Annotated in this window: 15 protein-coding genes; 9 read left to right on the top strand and 6 right to left on the bottom strand. The window is 52.9% G+C overall.

Annotated features, from left to right (window positions below; genetic code table 11):
• Positions 1-291: 291 nt before the first annotated feature.
• Positions 292-657 carry a VOC family protein gene (locus MKX42_RS23370; RefSeq protein WP_340754997.1) on the bottom strand — a complete coding sequence of 122 codons (366 nt, stop codon included), beginning with the start codon at positions 655-657 and terminating at the stop codon, positions 292-294.
• An 87-nt stretch (positions 658-744) separates the two neighbouring features.
• On the opposite strand from MKX42_RS23370, the gene MKX42_RS23365 reads away from it, so the two are divergent.
• From MKX42_RS23365 to MKX42_RS23355, 3 genes are all read left to right on the top strand, one after another.
• Positions 745-1,110 carry a DUF4180 domain-containing protein gene (locus MKX42_RS23365; RefSeq protein WP_340754995.1) on the top strand — a complete coding sequence of 122 codons (366 nt, stop codon included), beginning with the start codon at positions 745-747 and terminating at the stop codon, positions 1,108-1,110.
• Between the two features lie 132 nt (positions 1,111-1,242).
• On the top strand, positions 1,243-4,173 hold the full coding sequence (locus MKX42_RS23360) for an insulinase family protein (RefSeq protein WP_340754993.1): 2,931 nt from the start codon (positions 1,243-1,245) through the stop codon (positions 4,171-4,173).
• Between the two features lie 161 nt (positions 4,174-4,334).
• Positions 4,335-5,384, top strand: a complete 1,050-nt coding sequence (locus MKX42_RS23355; protein ID WP_340754991.1) for an Atu2307/SP_0267 family LLM class monooxygenase — start codon at positions 4,335-4,337, stop codon at positions 5,382-5,384.
• Between the two features lie 105 nt (positions 5,385-5,489).
• Here MKX42_RS23355 and MKX42_RS23350 read toward each other — a convergent pair whose 3' ends face one another.
• Entirely contained in the window at positions 5,490-6,377 is an 888-nt protein-coding gene (locus MKX42_RS23350; protein ID WP_340754989.1) for a fructose bisphosphate aldolase, read from the bottom strand.
• Positions 6,378-6,552: 175 nt separating this feature from the next.
• On the opposite strand from MKX42_RS23350, the gene MKX42_RS23345 reads away from it, so the two are divergent.
• Positions 6,553-7,200 (top strand): hypothetical protein, encoded by a 648-nt coding sequence (locus MKX42_RS23345; RefSeq protein ID WP_339255161.1) that lies wholly within the window; start codon positions 6,553-6,555, stop codon positions 7,198-7,200.
• Positions 7,201-7,507: 307 nt separating this feature from the next.
• Complete coding sequence (locus tag MKX42_RS23340; protein WP_340754987.1) at positions 7,508-8,749, top strand: RICIN domain-containing protein; 1,242 nt, start codon at positions 7,508-7,510, stop codon at positions 8,747-8,749.
• A 100-nt stretch (positions 8,750-8,849) separates the two neighbouring features.
• Here the strand turns inward: MKX42_RS23340 and MKX42_RS23335 are convergent, their stop codons facing one another.
• Positions 8,850-10,370: a DUF4179 domain-containing protein gene (locus tag MKX42_RS23335; protein ID WP_340754985.1), complete on the bottom strand. Its 1,521-nt coding sequence runs from the start codon at positions 10,368-10,370 to the stop codon at positions 8,850-8,852.
• Between the two features lie 20 nt (positions 10,371-10,390).
• On the bottom strand, positions 10,391-10,885 hold the full coding sequence (locus MKX42_RS23330) for a sigma-70 family RNA polymerase sigma factor (RefSeq protein ID WP_340754984.1): 495 nt from the start codon (positions 10,883-10,885) through the stop codon (positions 10,391-10,393).
• A gap of 259 nt (positions 10,886-11,144) precedes the next feature.
• Between MKX42_RS23330 and MKX42_RS23325 the strand changes: the two genes are divergently transcribed.
• The 3 genes from MKX42_RS23325 to MKX42_RS23315 are packed head-to-tail and all read left to right on the top strand — an operon-like array spanning position 11,145 to position 13,509.
• Positions 11,145-12,077 (top strand): alpha/beta hydrolase, encoded by a 933-nt coding sequence (locus tag MKX42_RS23325; protein WP_340754983.1) that lies wholly within the window; start codon positions 11,145-11,147, stop codon positions 12,075-12,077.
• Positions 12,074-13,096 carry an aminoglycoside phosphotransferase family protein gene (locus MKX42_RS23320; protein ID WP_340754980.1) on the top strand — a complete coding sequence of 341 codons (1,023 nt, stop codon included), beginning with the start codon at positions 12,074-12,076 and terminating at the stop codon, positions 13,094-13,096. The genes MKX42_RS23325 and MKX42_RS23320 overlap by 4 nt, the downstream gene beginning before the upstream one ends.
• A gap of 26 nt (positions 13,097-13,122) precedes the next feature.
• Positions 13,123-13,509, top strand: a complete 387-nt coding sequence (locus MKX42_RS23315; protein WP_340754979.1) for an iron chaperone — start codon at positions 13,123-13,125, stop codon at positions 13,507-13,509.
• Positions 13,510-13,654: 145 nt separating this feature from the next.
• On the opposite strand, the gene MKX42_RS23310 is transcribed toward MKX42_RS23315, so the two are convergent.
• Entirely contained in the window at positions 13,655-15,346 is a 1,692-nt protein-coding gene (locus tag MKX42_RS23310; protein WP_340754978.1) for a M3 family oligoendopeptidase, read from the bottom strand.
• 382 nt (positions 15,347-15,728) lie between these two features.
• On the opposite strand from MKX42_RS23310, the gene MKX42_RS23305 reads away from it, so the two are divergent.
• Positions 15,729-16,004, top strand: a complete 276-nt coding sequence (locus MKX42_RS23305) for a CD3324 family protein (protein WP_340754976.1) — start codon at positions 15,729-15,731, stop codon at positions 16,002-16,004.
• Between the two features lie 560 nt (positions 16,005-16,564).
• Here the strand turns inward: MKX42_RS23305 and MKX42_RS23300 are convergent.
• On the bottom strand, positions 16,565-16,711 hold the full coding sequence (locus tag MKX42_RS23300; protein ID WP_340754974.1) for a hypothetical protein: 147 nt from the start codon (positions 16,709-16,711) through the stop codon (positions 16,565-16,567).
• Positions 16,712-16,966: the final 255 nt, after the last annotated feature.

Below are 16,966 nucleotides of genomic sequence, written 5' to 3'. Positions count from 1 at the left end.
GACCTTATACCCTGCACTTCGGCTCCGAAACGACTCATAAAGAGACGATAAGGTCACCTGAGTCCGTTACGCTGCAAAAAGTGGCATTTTTGTGGGAATAAGGTCTCTCCGGTCCGTTAAACTCTGGGGTGGATAGGTTTTCCCTACACGAACCCTTGAGTTTCACAAGCTTATCCATTTTTCAAATAGGATAAGGTACTAGTGCACCTGAAACGGCTGAACGAGGACTAAATGACAGAAGTATAACAAACATGCACGCTCGTACGTTACGTTATTCCCATCTGAACGGTGCTACATATGCTCTGCAAGCTGCACCTCGAAGCCATCGGGGTCCAGGATATAGAAGAAGCGCAGGCTGGGATTCGGCGCGATGGGGCCGCGGGCTACCGGGATTCCTTCCTTGCTAAGCTCCGCCATAGCCTCGTCCAGCGACCCGACCTCGAACCCTACAGACACTCCGCATTCCGGCTTCAACGGCGGATCACTTCCCTCTATGAGCTCAAGCTTGGGCTGCCCCTCTATCCCCAGCATGACGATCTGCTTCCCTCTGCTCTCGAATCTGCGCTCCACAGGAAGCCCTAGAATCCGGTGATAGAAATCAAGGGAAGCCTCCAGATTGCGTACCCTGAGTGTAATCCAATTCATACTAAGCTTCATCTTTATCCATCCTTTGCTGTACAATTCAGTTGCTGCTGTTATAAGCTATCCGCATATTCTACCATATTCGATCAGGAGGTTATAACCATGAACATAACAACTATAGAAGCTGGCGGCAGAATCATCGCTGTTGTGAGCGGCAACGAGGCCGTGGTGTGGGATGTCCAGAGCGCGCTGGATCTGTTGGCAACGGTTCGATATGAGACGGACTGTGACCGGATTGTAATCCATAAGGCGCTGCTGAACGAGGAGTTCTTCGACCTCAAGACAAGGCTGGCCGGTGAGATTCTCCAGAAGTTCATTAACTATCAGGTAAAGGTAGCGGTAGTGGGTGATTTCAGCAGCTATACCAGCCGCAGTCTGCGTGATTTCATCTATGAATGCAACCAGGGGAAGGATATATTTTTCGTAGCAGATGAGCCGCAGGCGGTTGAGCGATTGAGCCGGGTCTAGAATTTCGCAGTGTCAGAGCAAGGGGCTGCATCCGTTAGCCCGGGCCTCTATGCAGCTCATAGTGGAACCGGAAACCCCGGATATGATAAGCTCATGGAATCAGGGCAGCCCTGAACTAAGGAGGGGAAAGATATGAGCAGCTTAATAGCAGGTGAGGTCTATTCCGGGTTTCAAGTGATACGCAAGGAGTACATACGGGAAATTGAATCCTCCGTATACACGCTGGAGCATCAGCAGAGTGGCGCACGGCTGCTCTATGTACAGAATCAGGATGACAATAAGGTGTTCAGTGTTACGTTCCGGACTCCGCCTGCGGACAGCACGGGAGTGTTTCACATTCTGGAGCATTCGGTTCTGTGCGGCTCGGACAAATTCCCGGTAAAGGAACCGTTCGTGGAACTGCTGAAGGGCTCGATGAAGACGTTCCTGAACGCTTTTACCTTTGGCGACAAAACGATGTATCCGGTAGCCAGCCAGAATGACCAGGATTTTGCCAATCTGATGGAGGTCTATCTGGACAGCGTCTTTCAACCGAATATTTACAGTCAGCCGGAGATCTTCGAGCAGGAGGGCTGGCATTATGAGCTGCCGCATTCCGGAGATGAGCTGATCTATAAGGGCGTCGTCTACAATGAGATGAAGGGCTCATATTCCTCGCCGGTGACGGTGCTGATTGACCGGATCAAAAAATCGCTCTACCCGGGTACGATCTACCGTCACTCCTCCGGCGGTGATCCGCAGTATATCCCTGCCTTGACCTATGAGCAGTTTCTGGAGGCGCACCGGAATTATTATCACCCGTCGAACAGTTATTTCTATCTCTATGGCGATTTGAATATCGAAGCACGGCTGCAGTTTATCCATGAAGAATATCTCAGCCGCTATACCCGCAAGGCAATGGACACCTCCATTCCGCTACAGGCACCGGTCGGCATTACCCAGCTTACGGCGGAGTATCCCATTCTGGAGACGGAAACGGCTGCAGACAAGACATACTTGAGCTTGAATTATGTAATAGGAACCTCTATGGACCGTGAGCTGAATCTGGCTTTTGCCATTCTGAAAAGCATGCTGATGGACAGCAACGCGGCCCCGCTGAAGCAAGCGCTGCTGGAGAGCGGCCTGGGCAAGGATGTGGTTGCTTTTTATTCAGATAGTATGGTTCAGCCTATGCTGGGTATTGCCTTGACACATTCTAACCCTGAGGCCAAGGAAGAATTCGTGAATCTGGTTAGAGCGACGCTGAGCCGCCTTGCAGCAGACGGACTGGATGAGAAGCTGGTGCTGGCTGCAGTGAACAGCAAGGAATTTGAACTGCGGGAAGCCGATTTCAGCCAATATCCGAAGGGTCTCACCTACAATATGGAAGTCATGAAGGCTTGGCTGTATGACGGCTTGCCGTCCACGTATCTGGAGTACGAAGCGGCACTTACGGCGATCCGTGAACAAAGTTCGGGCCGCTATTTCGAGCGGCTGATTGAGACCTACCTGCTGAACAGTAACCACTGTAGTGTCGTTGTCCTCCAGCCCTCTCAGACTCTTGCGGGGGAAAAGGATGCGGCGGTCCGCAGCCGTCTGGCGTCATACAAAGCGTCTTTGGCCCCGGCCCAGCTGGATGAGCTGGTGCTTAGCACGCAGAAGCTGCTGGCCCGGCAGAACACTCCTGACCCCGCTGAAGAGCTGGAGAAGCTGCCGAAGCTGACCTTGCAGGATATTAACCCTATCGCTCCGGCCGGGGTACCCACAATGGAGGTTGTGCTGGATGGGATTAAGGTGCTGCATCATGAAGTAGCTGCCGGTGCAATCGCCTATATCAAGCTGTATTGGGACACCAGCGTGCTTGCAGCGCAGCAGATTCCTTATCTGGAGCTGCTGGCCAGAGTGCTCGGACAGCTGGAGACGGAAGCCTACAGTATTGAGGAGCTGACCAGTGAGATCGGAATTTCGACCGGGGGTATCCGTTTTCAGAATGAAGTGTTCGGGGCCGGGAAGGCTGCGGAAGGCAGCTATCAGGCCAAATTCAGCGCGCGGATCAAGGTCATGCAGGGCAACATCGGCGGTTCCCTGAAGCTGCTGCACGAGCTGCTCTACGGCAGCAATCTGGATAACCTGTCCAAGCTGCAGGAGATTGTCCGCCGCGAAGCCTCCGGGATGGAGGCGATGCTGACGCAGAAAGGCAATGAGATTGCAGCCAGCCGGGTGCTGTCCTATTTCTCGGATCGGGGGATGTATGAGGAGCAGCTTGGCGGCGTGGCATATTACCGCTTCGTCAAGGAGCTTGCCCGCACCATTGACCAGCAGGCGGAGGGGCTTGCGGATACCTTGAAGGAAATCTGCGGGTTGTTATTCAATACGCAGAATCTGACGCTCTCCATCACCGGTACGGCGGATTCGTATACGGAATTCGCAACACATGTGCAGGAGCTGGACCTGAGCAGCCGGGCGGTGAATTCCCAGCCGCTCTTATCTGCACAGGGGCAGGCGGTCAATGAAGGCTTCATGTCCGCGAGCCAGGTGCAGTATGTAGTCAAAGGCTATGACTACAAGAAGCTGGGCTTCGCCTATTCCGGCAAGCTGCAGGTGCTTAAGAAGATCCTCAGCCTGACCTACCTCTGGAATACGGTCCGGGTCAAGGGCGGTGCGTATGGCGGCAATCTGCTCTTGCGCCGCGACGGGGTAATCCTGTTCACTTCCTACCGTGATCCGAACCTGCTGGAGACGCTGGAGGTCTATGACCGGGCCTCTCAGTTTGCCGGAGAATATTCGGCAGATGAAGGGGAAATGGAGCGGGCGATTATCGGAACCCTGGCCATGCTGGACCAGCCGCTGAGTCCCGGCGCCACAGGCCGTCAGGCGGACCGGCATTATTTCGAGCAGATTACTGCGGAAGATCTTCAGCAGGAGCGTAATGAAATTCTGTCGGCCACTGCCGGGGATATCAGGAGCTGTGCCAGTCTGCTTGAGGCGGTAACGCAGCAGAATTACTTCTGCGTGGTCGGAGGCGAATCCAAGCTGAAGTCGGCTTCCGGTGCCTTTGGCAGTCTGGAGGAGCTGGTGAAATAAGCGGGAGCGGCTACGATTAGCCAGCTAACACGAAACAGGGTGCCTCACGTGCTGTTGACACAGCCGGGGCGCCCTGTTTGCTGCGGGTTAAAGTTTTCTTTGAATATTTGACTATTTAGTTTTAGAATATAAAGATTACTGACTTCTAGGAGGAACAATACGTGGAACTTGGAATAAGCACCTTTGTCGAGACAACACCTGATGTGAATACCGGAGTGACTCTAAGCCATGCGGAGCGGCTGCGCGAAGTGGTGGAGGAGATCGTGCTTGCGGATCAGGTGGGACTGGATGTATACGGCGTGGGTGAGCATCACCGGCCTGATTTTGCAGCTTCATCGCCTGCTGTGCTGATGGCGGCCGCTGTACCGCTGACGACCCGAATCCGCCTGACCAGTGCGGTCATGATTCTGTCCTCAGCCGATCCGGTTCGGGTATTTCAGGATTTCGCAACACTGGACGGAATATCGGGGGGGCGTGCTGAGATCATGGTGGGCCGGGGCTCGTTCACCGAGTCGTTTCCTCTGTTCGGCTATGATCTGAAGGACTATGAAGAGCTGTTTGACGAGAAGCTGGACCTATTGCTCAAGCTGCGGGAGCCCGGTAAGGTGAGCTGGAGCGGCAAGCACCGTCCGGCGATTACGAATCTGGAGATCTATCCGCGCCCGGAGCAGAATCCGCTGCCCGTATGGATTGCGAGTGCGGGAACTCCGGAGTCTGCGGTCCGTTCGGGTACCCTGGGTCTGCCCTTTGCCCTGGCGATTATCGGCAATGTGAACCCTTCCGATTATGCCATGCATGTACGGCTCTATAAGGAGGCAGCAGCCAAGGCGGGGCATGATGTATCCAAGCTTCCAATTGCTTCACACTCACATGGTTATGTTGCGGAGACGGACGAACTTGCGGTAGAGGGTTTCTTCCCGTCAACACATGCACGGACGAATGTCCGGGCGGCAGAGAAAGGGCTGCCTTCGTATCATCGTGCGGATTACGATGCCGCCCGCAGCTTTGACGGTGCTCTATATGTGGGCGACCCAGACACGGTTGCCCGCAAAATCATCCACCTCTACGAGCATGTAGGGATCACCCGCTTCCTGCTGCATGTCCCGCACGGCTCCATGCCGCATGCCCAGGTGATGCAGGCCATCCGCCTCTTCGGGACAGAGGTAGCGCCTAGGGTGCGGGAGGGAATTAAGCGGTTGAAGCAAGTCTAATGATGTTACAAGCTTAGGCAACAGTTAACAGCCCCCGTGCCTTATGGCCGGGGGCTTAAGTCTGCCAATCTATGAAACCAGAGAACAGGCAGCGAGCCAGAGGGCTTAAGTAATCGAAGCTTCATAGATAGCCTGGATCGACGCAGCGAGGGTACTGTTAAATTCCTCTTCCGTCTGCTGATCGCTGAGACCCTGGGACAAAGCGCGGGAGAAGCTGGCAATTACTCCATGCTGGCGGGCCAGCTTCTCGTTGGCTTCAGCCTGGGTATACCCTCCTGAGAGGGCTACGATCCGAACCACGTGGGGATCTGCGGCGAGCTCACTGTATAAATTATCCTCTGTCGGGATCGACAGCTTGAGCATGACCTTCACGCCATCTGGCAGCTCAGACAATCGGGCTGCCAGTTCCCGTTTCAGCAATTGCTCTGATTCCTGCTTGTCCTTGCTGAGGATATCTACTTCCGGTTCAATAATCGGAACCAGTCCGAAGGCGGCGATCTGCCGGGCCAGCTCGAACTGCTGCTCCACGACTTGCCGGACACCCTCAGGGTTCGCCTCATGGATCACGGAGCGCATTTTGGTGCCGAAGATATGCTTGCTGACTGCCCGCTTCAGCAGATCATCGAGGGCGGGGATAGGCTTCATGAGCTGGACTCCGTGCTGAGGAGCGGCCAGTCCCTGGTCTATTTTGAGAAAAGGCACGACGCCCTTCTGCTCCCACAGGTAATCGGCGGTATATTGCCCGTCTATGAGGCGGTCCATCGTGTTCTCGAACAGAATTGCACCTAGAATATGCTCCCGGTTAAAGGCGGGACTCTTAATAATGCGTGTTCTCATGCTGTGAACCATGGTGTACATCTCTTCGTCCCCTGAATAACGGTCTTCCTTAATACCGTATTGCAGCAGTGCTTTGGGGGTGCTTCCTCCGCTCTGATCCAGAGCAGCTATAAAGCCTTGGCCCGTGTGAATCCGGTCCAATTGTTCAGTATTCATGGTTCGGTTCATTCCCTTCTGCAAAATGAGATGGTTACTGTTCCCTGTCTAGTATAGCACTTGCGCATAAGGACATACATCCGGGTCCGGCAGAGCTTTCCATTTGCGCCTGAGAGATATGGTATGTTACCTTGTTCAATAGGATGGTATGATAGAAAGTGGGGTGAAATTAATTATGACAAACGAAACAACCAATGAGACCACGAATGAGCCGGTGAACGGTGAAGCGGAAGCTGCCGGGCAGGCCATGACCGAAGAGAATTGGAATGAGCTGCTCAAGGCTGTTTTTCATAACGGCATTGTAGCGCTCAAAATGAGCTTCAGCGATGTGGAAGGACAGGTGCTGAACCTGGACAACTACGGCCCGGTATTTGTATTCCGTGTGAAGGATAAAGATAACGCTGATTATTACTGCGGCTTCTTCCTTCGTGAGCTGGCTGCCCGGTTCCAGTCCGGCAACAGTCCGGAGATCTGGATGGCCTCCTTCTTCCACGAGCTGATGAAGACCAAGGGAGGCAACTCCATGCCTAAGCCGCTCGCCAGTGAAGAGGAAGCCAAGGCCGCTGTCGATAATGTGCTGGTTCCGATGTGTATCGCCGCTGTAACGGAGGAGTTCGCACCGGAGCAGGTGCATGCCGGACTGGCCTGGAACGAGGAGCATGGACCGGTCTTTGAAGCAGGCTTCCCTGCAATTACGGACGGTAATAACGTATGCGCTATCCCGCTCCATCTGTTACTGACGCATCTGCAGCTTAACCGTGATCCTTCGGAGCTGCTCGTGCAAGGGATGTATAAGATCCGCGAAGAGCACGGACTCGAGTAGTACGGCAATCAAGGTATCATCTTTGCAAAAGCATGAACCGCCTCCGTTGGAGAGCGGTTTTTTGCTGTGTTTGGTCTTGATGAGGCAGTGTCTTACGAAAGGACGCCCCCTCCCTTTCCTCCAGGTTCGCTGAATTGTCAAATTTCTGGTTCTTCCGGGAAGCAAAAACGATATATATGGGATGTAGCAGAAGAAGGCGCTGCCAATATCCATGTTCGAAACCGGTTGGGTAAGGTTTCAACTGCACGAACGTACGCGTGCATTGAAATAAGGCTGGCCATTTTGAAATCAATAGAGGAGGGCAATAATGCTTAAAAGAGGTAAATTCTTAAGTCTGTTCATGCTGTTCACGTTATTCATCGCACTGGTCCCTGCGGGGAGTGCAAGCGCAGCAACCTGGAATCTGGCCTGGAGCGATGAGTTCGACGGCTCCTCGCTGAACACCGCCAACTGGACGGCTGAGACGGGCACAGGCAGCGGCGGCTGGGGCAACAATGAACTGCAATACTATACGAACCGTTCACAGAACCTGAAGGTAACCGGCGGGAACTTGGTCATCACGGCGCAGAAAGAATCCTATGAAGGCATGAATTATACCTCGGCACGGATTAAGACACAGGGACTCAAGAATTTCACCTATGGCAAAATCGAAGCCAGAATCAAGTTGCCCTCAGGCCAAGGATTATGGCCTGCGTTCTGGATGCTCGGCTCCAATATCAACACCCCGCCCGGCTGGCCGGCCTGCGGAGAGATCGATATTATGGAGCGGGTGAACAATAACGCAGCCGTTAACGGCACGGTGCACTGGGATGCAGGCGGCCATGCCGAATTCGGAAGGGTATCCGGTAATCTGGACTTCTCCCAATACCATGTATACAGTGTGGAATGGGATTCGAAGTACATCAGATGGTTCGTGGACGGCAACCAGTTCAATGAATTCTATATTGAGAACGGAACCGGCAATACAGAGGAGTTCCAGAAGCCGTTCTTCCTGCTGCTGAACCTCGCGGTAGGCGGCAACTGGCCGGGCGCTCCGAACGGGTCCACCCCCTTCCCGGCACAGATGCTTGTGGATTATGTGAGGTTATATCAGGCAGGTGCGCCTTCGAGCGGCATTGTCAGTGGGGGAGTCTACACCTTGATGAACAAGGCGAGCGGCAAAGTACTGGATGTGGCGGATGTCTCTACGGCAGACGGGGCCAAAGTGCATCAGTGGACCAATTATACCGCGGCCAATCAGCAATTCAGAGTGGAGAGCACGGGAGACGGCTTCTACAAGCTTACAGCGATGCATAGCGGAAAGCTGCTGGATGTGCCGAATGCCTCCACGGCAAGCGGAGTCCAGCTTCAGCAAGCGAATGACAATGGAAGCAATGCCCAGCGGTGGAGCATCATCGATGTGGGCGGCGGATATTATAAGCTGATCTCCAAAGCCAGCGGGCTGGCTATGGATGTCTCGAACTCCTCAACAGCAGACGGAGCGGTCGTGCAGCAATGGACAGATAACGGAACCGATGCGCAGAAGTGGCAGCTGACCAAGATTAATTAGGGCAGTGGAACGCTTATACTGCTGCAAAAGGGCTTAAGAAAGGGAGAAGCCCCGCAAGCCTGTCGGCTGGGCGGGGCTTCTTGCTGTTTGCGGCAAGCTTCTATTTCTTCGCGAACAGCTCAATGCTGTGTGTCTCCACAATTGGATTCCAGATACGCTCTACCGATAGGGTAAGCGGCTGCGGATAATCTGCAGCTTGACTGTCAAAAGATAAACTAATCTCACTGGTTCCCGTACCATCTCTAGAGATCATGGTGCCGCCGAAGTCGATTAGTGGCGTTTCCCGATTCGTTCTATTATGCACTTGGCCGTTCGCATCGGTGAATTTGTCAGCCAGTTGTGCGCCGATGTTCTCCGCCTGTACCGCCCCTTGCGAATCGGTGAAATAAGACAGATGGGTCACCTTACGCCGGAGCAGAATCTCTGCCGCTGTTGCATGATGTTTTTCCTTGGATGTGACCATTTCCCAGTCGTTTGCCGGTGCTTCAATCACCTGCTGCTTGTTCAGATCGACCACAAATTTCATACGGTCCGGCTCCAGCGCCGAGATACCGGCAATCTTTAGCGTGGTGGAGTCCGGCTGGTTAAGCTCGGTATGCCTGAACACCAGCGTGGCCTGCGAGGTGTCTTTGTACACCTCGGAATTATCGGCCATGATTCTGCCCGGATAAACTAATTTCTCGGTTTGACTCCCGGTTGTTGCGGTCAGAACAGGATTCAGCAGGCTGAAAATCTGTTTGGTGTTCGCCTTGTCATACTCCAGATCGACATAAGTATTGAACGGAGTATACTGTACTTGGCGCACTTTGATCTTTTGCCCATCCACGGTAAGCGTGCGATTCACAGGCAATGTGTGCTCCTGGTCTTTGAATCTGTACGGATCAAGCCCGAACGATACCTCAAGGCTGGTCCGATACTTGTTGCTGCTGGAAGCGAGTGCTTGGTTGGACGTTCCGGTGAGAATTAAAGTGAACTTCACCTCCTTGGAATCAGTGATGGAAGCCGGATAATTAGTGGAATAAATAAAATCTTTGCTCCCGCCTGGCTGAATCCGGGAGTCGCTATCGTACGCCATTTCCAGGACTGCGCCCCGATGTGGATCTGGAACCTCGAAATCACCGAATTGAAATTTCGTATGCCCAGGATTAACTTCTTGATCCGTATCGTTGTGCACGCTGAACAGGATATACACTTTACGGCCATCCGTGACGGCGCCATCCACATCCATACGGTACCCATTGTTTGTTGCGCTTTGACGGACCGGTATGACCAGATTTCGTTCCAGGATGTCGCCAACCAGCGCGTTATTTAAGCGATGCTTGCGATAGTCCGCAAAATTATTCCAGCTTTTGGTGCTGGCCGCCTGCACTGAACCGCTGAGGCCGGAATCGTCTATACCTCCAGATGGCAAGCCGATAGATGAGACAAGCACAAAAATGGCTGCGGCCGCGGCTAATACGGCGCCGGCCCCATAGGAATAGAAACGCCGTTTGCTGCGTTTTTTCCCTTGCGTCATTCCACTGCGCATAGCATTATAAATTTTCAATTCCTGAATCTCCTCTGCATGAAGATGGACCTCATGGGCATCCTGTTTCAGGACACGCTCTTCTTTTTCCAACATTTCTGTCACCTCCGATTTGCTCACAAATAGTTCCGTAACAGCCTAAGTCCTTCACGCAGCCAGGTTTTGATCGTGCCTTCGGGCTTATTCAGTACCTTGGCAATTTCAGTGGTCGTCATATCCTGGTAATACTTGAGCATCACGGCATGCCGGTATTTCGGCTTGATCCGGCTCATCGCCCGCTCCAGATCGAGACGGTCGCTGCTCCTCATCTCCTGGGTCTCCTTCTCATCCAGCTTCTCCGCCAGCACGACGCGTTTTTTACGCCTTAACTCATCCATGCAGCAGTTGATGGTAATCCGGAGTAGCCACGGTGTGAAGGCCTGCTCGTTCTTAAGCTGTTTACGCTTCATCCAGGCCCGGCACGAGGCTTCCTGCACCGCTTCCAGGGCATCTGCTTCTGAGCGCAGATAGCTGTACGCGAGCGCATACAGTTTACGGTGTTCACTTGCAAGCCGCTCGAAGAACACCTCTTCATCCATCAGCGCCAGATCTGCTGTATTGGCTTTTTTCATTGTCTTCCCCCCATTCACCATCCCCTCTTCCTTATTGTGTTGGTCTATGGAAGAAGTCGTCCTTTAAATATGTTTTCATAAGTAAGACGGAGCTAACCGGAAAAACGATTGATTTTTATTAAAACACATATCAGTTAGGCCAACCAGTGACAAACAGGCCGCAGCCAAGCGGTATAATTGTACTACTATAAATACCCAGATTTGTGGTACTGTTAATTGTAAGCGCTACGATTGTGGCGGAGAACGGGAGGCGGTCGATATGAAAGGTTCTCGAAGCTCCAGGCTGTATCTGCTTCTGATCATACTGTGTATAGTGCTGGGAGGTTGTTCGCGGAACTCAGGCGAAGACCCTCAAGGGGCAGCAGACAAGGTTGAGACGGCACCGCTGGAAAGCCCGGGCGTACAGAATCTGGTTTTTCACAGTGAGGCCCTGGACCGGGAGATGCGGCTCAGTGTCTATCTTCCTACAGGGTACAATGCCTCTCAGCGTTATCCGGTTCTCTATTTCATCCATGGCTACGGCAGCCGGGAGACGGATATTTTTGACGGACTGAACCTTCAGCAGAATGCAGAACGACTGATTGAGACCGGTCAAATCGAGCCGCTCATTATCGTCGCTCCCCAGATGGACAACAGCTATGGGCTGAATGCTGTAGTTAATCCAGGTGATCCCGCAGCGCTGGGCGGTGAACGGTATGAGGATTATCTGGTCAAGGATGTTGTGGAGTATACAGATTCACATTTCAAAACTCTGGCTGAGCGCGGTTCCCGCTATATTGGCGGTATATCGATGGGAGGTTTTATCAGCCTGCATTCGGCGTTTTTGCATAGCGATGTCTATAGCAGGGTTGGCGGGCATAGCCCGGCGCTGTTCCTGGATGACTGGTCTCTTGCCGGAGGCGAGAACGGCCTGGTCCAGTTTCTCTATCCGACGGAAGCGCTGCGGCAGGAGCGTGACCCGCTTCTTTTGGCGCAGAACAGGGACTTATCGAAGTTGAGTATCTACCTGGACTGCGGGGCGGAGGATAGCTACCGGTTCTATGAAGGCACGGAGCAGCTGTATACCCTGCTTAAGGAGAAGGGCGTGCCGGTAGAATATCACCTCAGAGCAGGCCAGCATGACGGGGACTATTGGAAGAGGCACATGGACGAATATTTAAAGTTCTATGCCGGGAGGACAGATGGATCATGACGCTTACGAATTACACATTGAATTTTGAAAAGCTGTGTGCTACATATAAGTTGGGCTTACTGAGTGGTGTGCCGGAGCAAATCTCCGGCGGTTTCCTCCACCGGATGTATCGTGTGACCACGAATCAGGCAGAGTATGCAGTGAAGGCGCTTAACCCGCAGCTGATGCGGAAGGAAGCTGTGATGAATAATATGATTGCAGCCGAGAAGGTAGCTGTACTGGCCCGCAGCCAGGGAGTGAACGCACTTCCTGCACTGCTGAATGAGGGAAGCTGTATACATGAAGCGGATGGGCAATATTATTTGCTGTTCCCTTGGATAGAAGGCCGTTCCATCTCTGCGGCTGAAGCGGGGCTGGAGCAATGCATTCTGATCGGACAAGCTCTGGCTGACATCCATGCAGCGGACTTCGCTCCTCTTCACAACGAGCTTCAAAGGGACAGCACAGCGGAGGAATTACGGACAGATTGGCAAGGGTATGCCTTGCAGGGCGAAGCTATGGGCCTACCATGGGCTTCACCCCTTAAGGCTAATCTGGATAAGCTAAGCTGCTATGAAAAGCAGGTCAATGCCGCTATGGCGGTCCTTAGCGGGAACATAGTCATCAGCCACCGGGATCTGGACCCGAAGAATGTAATGTGGAACTCTGAAGGCCAGCCCGTGATCATTGACTGGGAGGCCGCAGGCTGGGTTAACCCGGCGCAGGAGCTGATGGAAGTGGCGCTCTATTGGTCAGACTTTGAGAGTGGTCACATCCGCAAGGCAGATTTCTGTGCAGTAATCCATGCTTACCGTAATCAAGGGGGAGAAATTACTGATCCCTGGCCAGAGGTGCTAAGCAGCGGCTTCCACGGCAAAATAGGCTGGCTGGAGTATAGCCTCCGGCGGTCTCTGGGCCTGGAAGGACCGGATGCGACCGAGCGGGAGCTTGGAACGAGTCAGGTGCTGCCTACCCTGCAAGCATTGAATGATTATGCCGGATTCATTCCGGTATGCCTGCAATGGTTTGAAGATCTTTGAACCAACCTAAAGGAGATGAAGCCGGAGTGGAAAAGAACAAAGTTACCTATGAAACGGTTGACCAATATATTGCGGACTTTGCACCGGAGGTCCAGGAGCTTCTGCAGAGCTTGCGTAAGGTCATTTCGGAAGCTGCACCAGAGGCCGTGGAGAAGATCAGCTACCAGATGCCGACCTGGTTCCTGCATAAGAATCTGGTGCATATCGCCGCCTTCAAGAATCACATCGGATTCTACCCGGCACCCAGTGGAATCGAAGCCTTCAAGGAGGAACTGGCGCAGTATAAAGGGGCCAAAGGGTCGGTACAGTTCCCCATCAAGGAGCCGCTCCCCTATGATCTCATTGCCAGAATCGTCAAATTCAGAGTGGCAGAGAACCAGCAGCAGGCTGCTGAAAAGCGGAAGAAGAAATAAGAGAGCGTGCTCATGCCAATCCAACTCAAAATAAGGGGCTGTCCCGAAGCCATGAAGTGGCTACTTGGGACAACCCCTTTATAGTTGACGCTGTGCTTGATGGTGCATGGAAACTTAATTGTATCTGGTGTATGAATCCCAGTCCCTACAGTGCCTTATCGTCTATGCTGTTCAGCCATCCCTCAATCTCTCCGATGACGGAGCCGATGCAGCCATCCTCGAACGGGGAGGTTAATCCGGCAAGCTTCACCAGCTCCGTGAAGGAGCGGCTGCCTCCCGCCTGGCAGAGCTTCAGATAATCCGGCCAGGCCGAGGTGAAGTCCTCGTTCGAGCGTTTCCAGAACTGGAAGGCGCAGAGCTGGGCCAGGGTATAGTCAATATAGTAGAACGGAAGACGGAAGATATGGGCCTGCTTGTGCCAGAACCCGCCCTGCTCCAGATATGCATTACCGTCATAATCACGGTGCGGCAGGTATTTCCGTTCAATGTCCCGCCAAGCCTGCTTGCGTTCCTGCGGCGTAGCTTCCGGATGCTCGTACACAAAATGCTGGAATTCATCGACAGATACACCGTAAGGAATGAACTCCAGACTGTCCGCCAGGTGGTTGAAGCGGTACTTGTCCGCCTCCTCCTTGAAGAACAGGTCCATCCATGGCCAGGCGAAGAACTCCATACTCATCGAATGAATCTCAGCGGCTTCGGAGGTCGGGAACGTATATTCAGGAACCTCCATATTCCGGCTGGAATACGCTTGGAACGCGTGCCCGACCTCGTGGGTCAGCACATCGATATCCCCGGCGGTTCCATTGAAATTGGAGAAAATAAACGGAGCACGGTAGTCGCTGAAGTAGGTGCAGTAGCCGCCGAATTCCTTGCCTTTTTTGCTGACCAGATCCATCAGCCCGTTCTCCTGCATGAAGGTGAAGAATTCACCGGTCTCCGGGGACATCTCCTGGTACATCTTCGCACCATTCGCCACGATCCAGTCCGGGTCTCCCTTAGGGGTAGCGTTGCCGGAATTGAACTTAATACCCTCATCGTAAAATTTCAGTCCGTCCAGCTGTAGGCGTTCGCGCTGGCGCTGCTTCAGCTTCCCGGCAACCGGCACGATATGCTCATGCACCTGCTTGCGGAAGTTCGCAACCATGTCCGCATTGTAATCGGTACGTCCCATCCGGTCATACCCGAGCTCCACGAAGCTCTTGTATCCCAGCTTGGCAGCGATTCCCGCCCGGACCTTCACCAGTTCGTCATAGATCCGGTCGAATTCGGGTTCATGCTCTGCCATGAAGGCATTACGGGCTTCGAATACGCCTTTGCGGACTTCACGGTCCGTGGAAGAATCGAATGGAATCAGCTGTGCCAGCGTGCGTTCTTCGCCCTGGAACATGATTTTGGCGGACGCAATCAATTGGGAGTATTCGGAGGACAGCTTATTCTCCAGTTGCAAATCTTCAATTACTTCAGGGCTGAAGGTACGCAGTGAAATCTCGGCCAGGCTTAGGAGCTGTGTTCCCCATTCCTGCTCGAACTCGGCTCTGTGCTTGGAGTTGACGAGGGCTCTGTTGTAATCCGTGATGTACTCCTGGATCACCGGTCCGGTCTCGTCCATGTAATCCTGCTCTGCCTTGTAGAATGCATCCTCCGTATTGATGGAGTGGCGGACACTCACGAGGGTCTCCATCGTATCGAAGCGGCTGCGCAGCTTATTGATTGCTGCTACGGCAGCCTTTTGCTCCTCCAGGTTGCCTGTCTCCAGGTCCTTCAGCAGAGTGGTGAACTCCTGCTTGAATTGCTCCACATTCGGGCGTTCGTATACATATTCTGTGAATTTCATTTGCTGTATCGCATCCTTTCTTTACCATATAGATCCTATTATATAATCGGCGCCCGCAAAAAACTAATGTTCTTCCGGTAATATTTGATTATAGCTAAACGCTATGCTCCCGGCACCGCGCACATCCGTTGTTGAACCGATATGGAAATTACTTTAGAATATAGTTAATCTGCACCAATTATTGAATCCCGGGGAGGTGATGACCCATGTTTCGGATGAGTCAGTATGTGAACGGCACGCTCCATGCAAAGCCTGTGAAATAACTAAGGCGAAAGCTTGGCATGGAGCGGATTTATTCGCCTGAAGTATGTTTTAAATAATACAGTTATTTACACAGGCTTTGCCCTTAAAAGATTAATATATTTTAAGGAGCGAGCCAGATATGCAATGTGTAAATGCAGCAAAGCTGTTGCCAGACCACCTGCTGAAGGAGATTCAGCAATATATTCAAGGGGAAGCCCTGTATATCCCGACCTGCAAGAGCAAACGCAGAAAATGGGGCGAAAGCTCAGGGGCAGCCGATTACTATAAAGTCCGCAATGCTGAGATCCGTAGCCGCTTCCATGAAGGTGCAGAGTTGGACCAATTGTGTGAGCAATACGGGTTATCTATCGACAGCATCCGTAAAATTGTATATTCCAAAAACCCGCAGAGCTGATCTGCGGGTTTTTGCGGTTAGGGGTGGGGTGTGCGGACTGAGATTCCGCTAATGTGGATTTTCAAAGCCAAATGGACCTTTGGCGGACTGACAATCCGTTATTGCTGCTCATACAGGCTCTTTGGGTGACTTCTAAGGCGGGTAACGGAATCTCAGTCCGCGAACAAGCGAATAAGTAACAATTTCGGCAAAATAGCGGATTCTCAGTCCGCGGCATTAGGCTCGTACACATCCGCAACATCAGGCTCGTACACATCCGCAACATCAATCTCGTGCACATCCGCGACATCAGGCTCGTGTACATTAGCTACCCCGAGCTCGTCGCAAAATCAAATATTCCAAAAACTCGCAGAGCTGATCTGCGGTTTTTTGCGGTTGGGGAGGGCGGGGCGGACTGAGATTCCGCTAATGTGGATTTTCAGGGCCGAATGGACCTTTGGCGGACTGACAATCCGTTATTGCTGCTCATACAGGCTCTTTGGGTGACTTCTAAGGCGGGTAACGGAATCTCAGTCCGCGAACAAGCGAATAAGTAACAATTTCGGCTAAATAGCGGATTCTCAGTCCGCGGCATTAGGCTCGTACACATCCGCAACATCAGGCTCGTGCACATCCGCAACATCAGGCTCACGCACATCCGCAACATCAGGCTCGTGCACATCCGCAACATCAGGCTCGTGCACATCCGCAACATCAGGCTCGTGCACATCCGCGCATTAGGCTCGTACACATCCGCAACATCAGGCTCGTGCACATCCGCGCATCAGGCTCGTGCACATCCGCAACATTAGGCTCGTGCACATCCGCAACATCAGGCTCGTGCACATCCGCAACATCAGGCTCACGCACATCCGCGACATCAGGCTCACGCACATCCGCAACATCAGGCTCACGCACATCCGCAACATCAATCTCGTGCACATCCGCGACATTAGGCTCGTACACATCCGCGACATCAGGCT

This window comes from Paenibacillus sp. FSL R7-0204 (assembly GCF_038002225.1).
In the GTDB taxonomy this organism is placed as follows: domain Bacteria; phylum Bacillota; class Bacilli; order Paenibacillales; family Paenibacillaceae; genus Paenibacillus_AQ.
The sequence above is the reverse complement of the archived record's forward strand: the minus strand, read 5'-3'. Positions and strand labels throughout refer to the sequence as shown.

What these genes read in the sequence shown, in the direction of transcription:
- MKX42_RS23320 (WP_340754980.1), top strand. Translation starts at nt 12,074, where the DNA reads ATGACGCTTACGAATTACACATTGAATTTTGAAAAGCTGTGTGCTACA.
- MKX42_RS23305 (WP_340754976.1), top strand. Translation starts at nt 15,729, where the DNA reads ATGCAATGTGTAAATGCAGCAAAGCTGTTGCCAGACCACCTGCTGAAG.
- MKX42_RS23365 (WP_340754995.1), top strand. Translation starts at nt 745, where the DNA reads ATGAACATAACAACTATAGAAGCTGGCGGCAGAATCATCGCTGTTGTG.
- MKX42_RS23360 (WP_340754993.1), top strand. Translation starts at nt 1,243, where the DNA reads ATGAGCAGCTTAATAGCAGGTGAGGTCTATTCCGGGTTTCAAGTGATA.
- MKX42_RS23325 (WP_340754983.1), top strand. Translation starts at nt 11,145, where the DNA reads ATGAAAGGTTCTCGAAGCTCCAGGCTGTATCTGCTTCTGATCATACTG.
- MKX42_RS23370 (WP_340754997.1), bottom strand. Translation starts at nt 657, where the DNA reads ATGAAGCTTAGTATGAATTGGATTACACTCAGGGTACGCAATCTGGAG.
- MKX42_RS23310 (WP_340754978.1), bottom strand. Translation starts at nt 15,346, where the DNA reads ATGAAATTCACAGAATATGTATACGAACGCCCGAATGTGGAGCAATTC.
- MKX42_RS23330 (WP_340754984.1), bottom strand. Translation starts at nt 10,885, where the DNA reads ATGAAAAAAGCCAATACAGCAGATCTGGCGCTGATGGATGAAGAGGTG.
- MKX42_RS23350 (WP_340754989.1), bottom strand. Translation starts at nt 6,377, where the DNA reads ATGAATACTGAACAATTGGACCGGATTCACACGGGCCAAGGCTTTATA.
- MKX42_RS23340 (WP_340754987.1), top strand. Translation starts at nt 7,508, where the DNA reads ATGCTTAAAAGAGGTAAATTCTTAAGTCTGTTCATGCTGTTCACGTTA.
- MKX42_RS23335 (WP_340754985.1), bottom strand. Translation starts at nt 10,370, where the DNA reads ATGTTGGAAAAAGAAGAGCGTGTCCTGAAACAGGATGCCCATGAGGTC.
- MKX42_RS23345 (WP_339255161.1), top strand. Translation starts at nt 6,553, where the DNA reads ATGACAAACGAAACAACCAATGAGACCACGAATGAGCCGGTGAACGGT.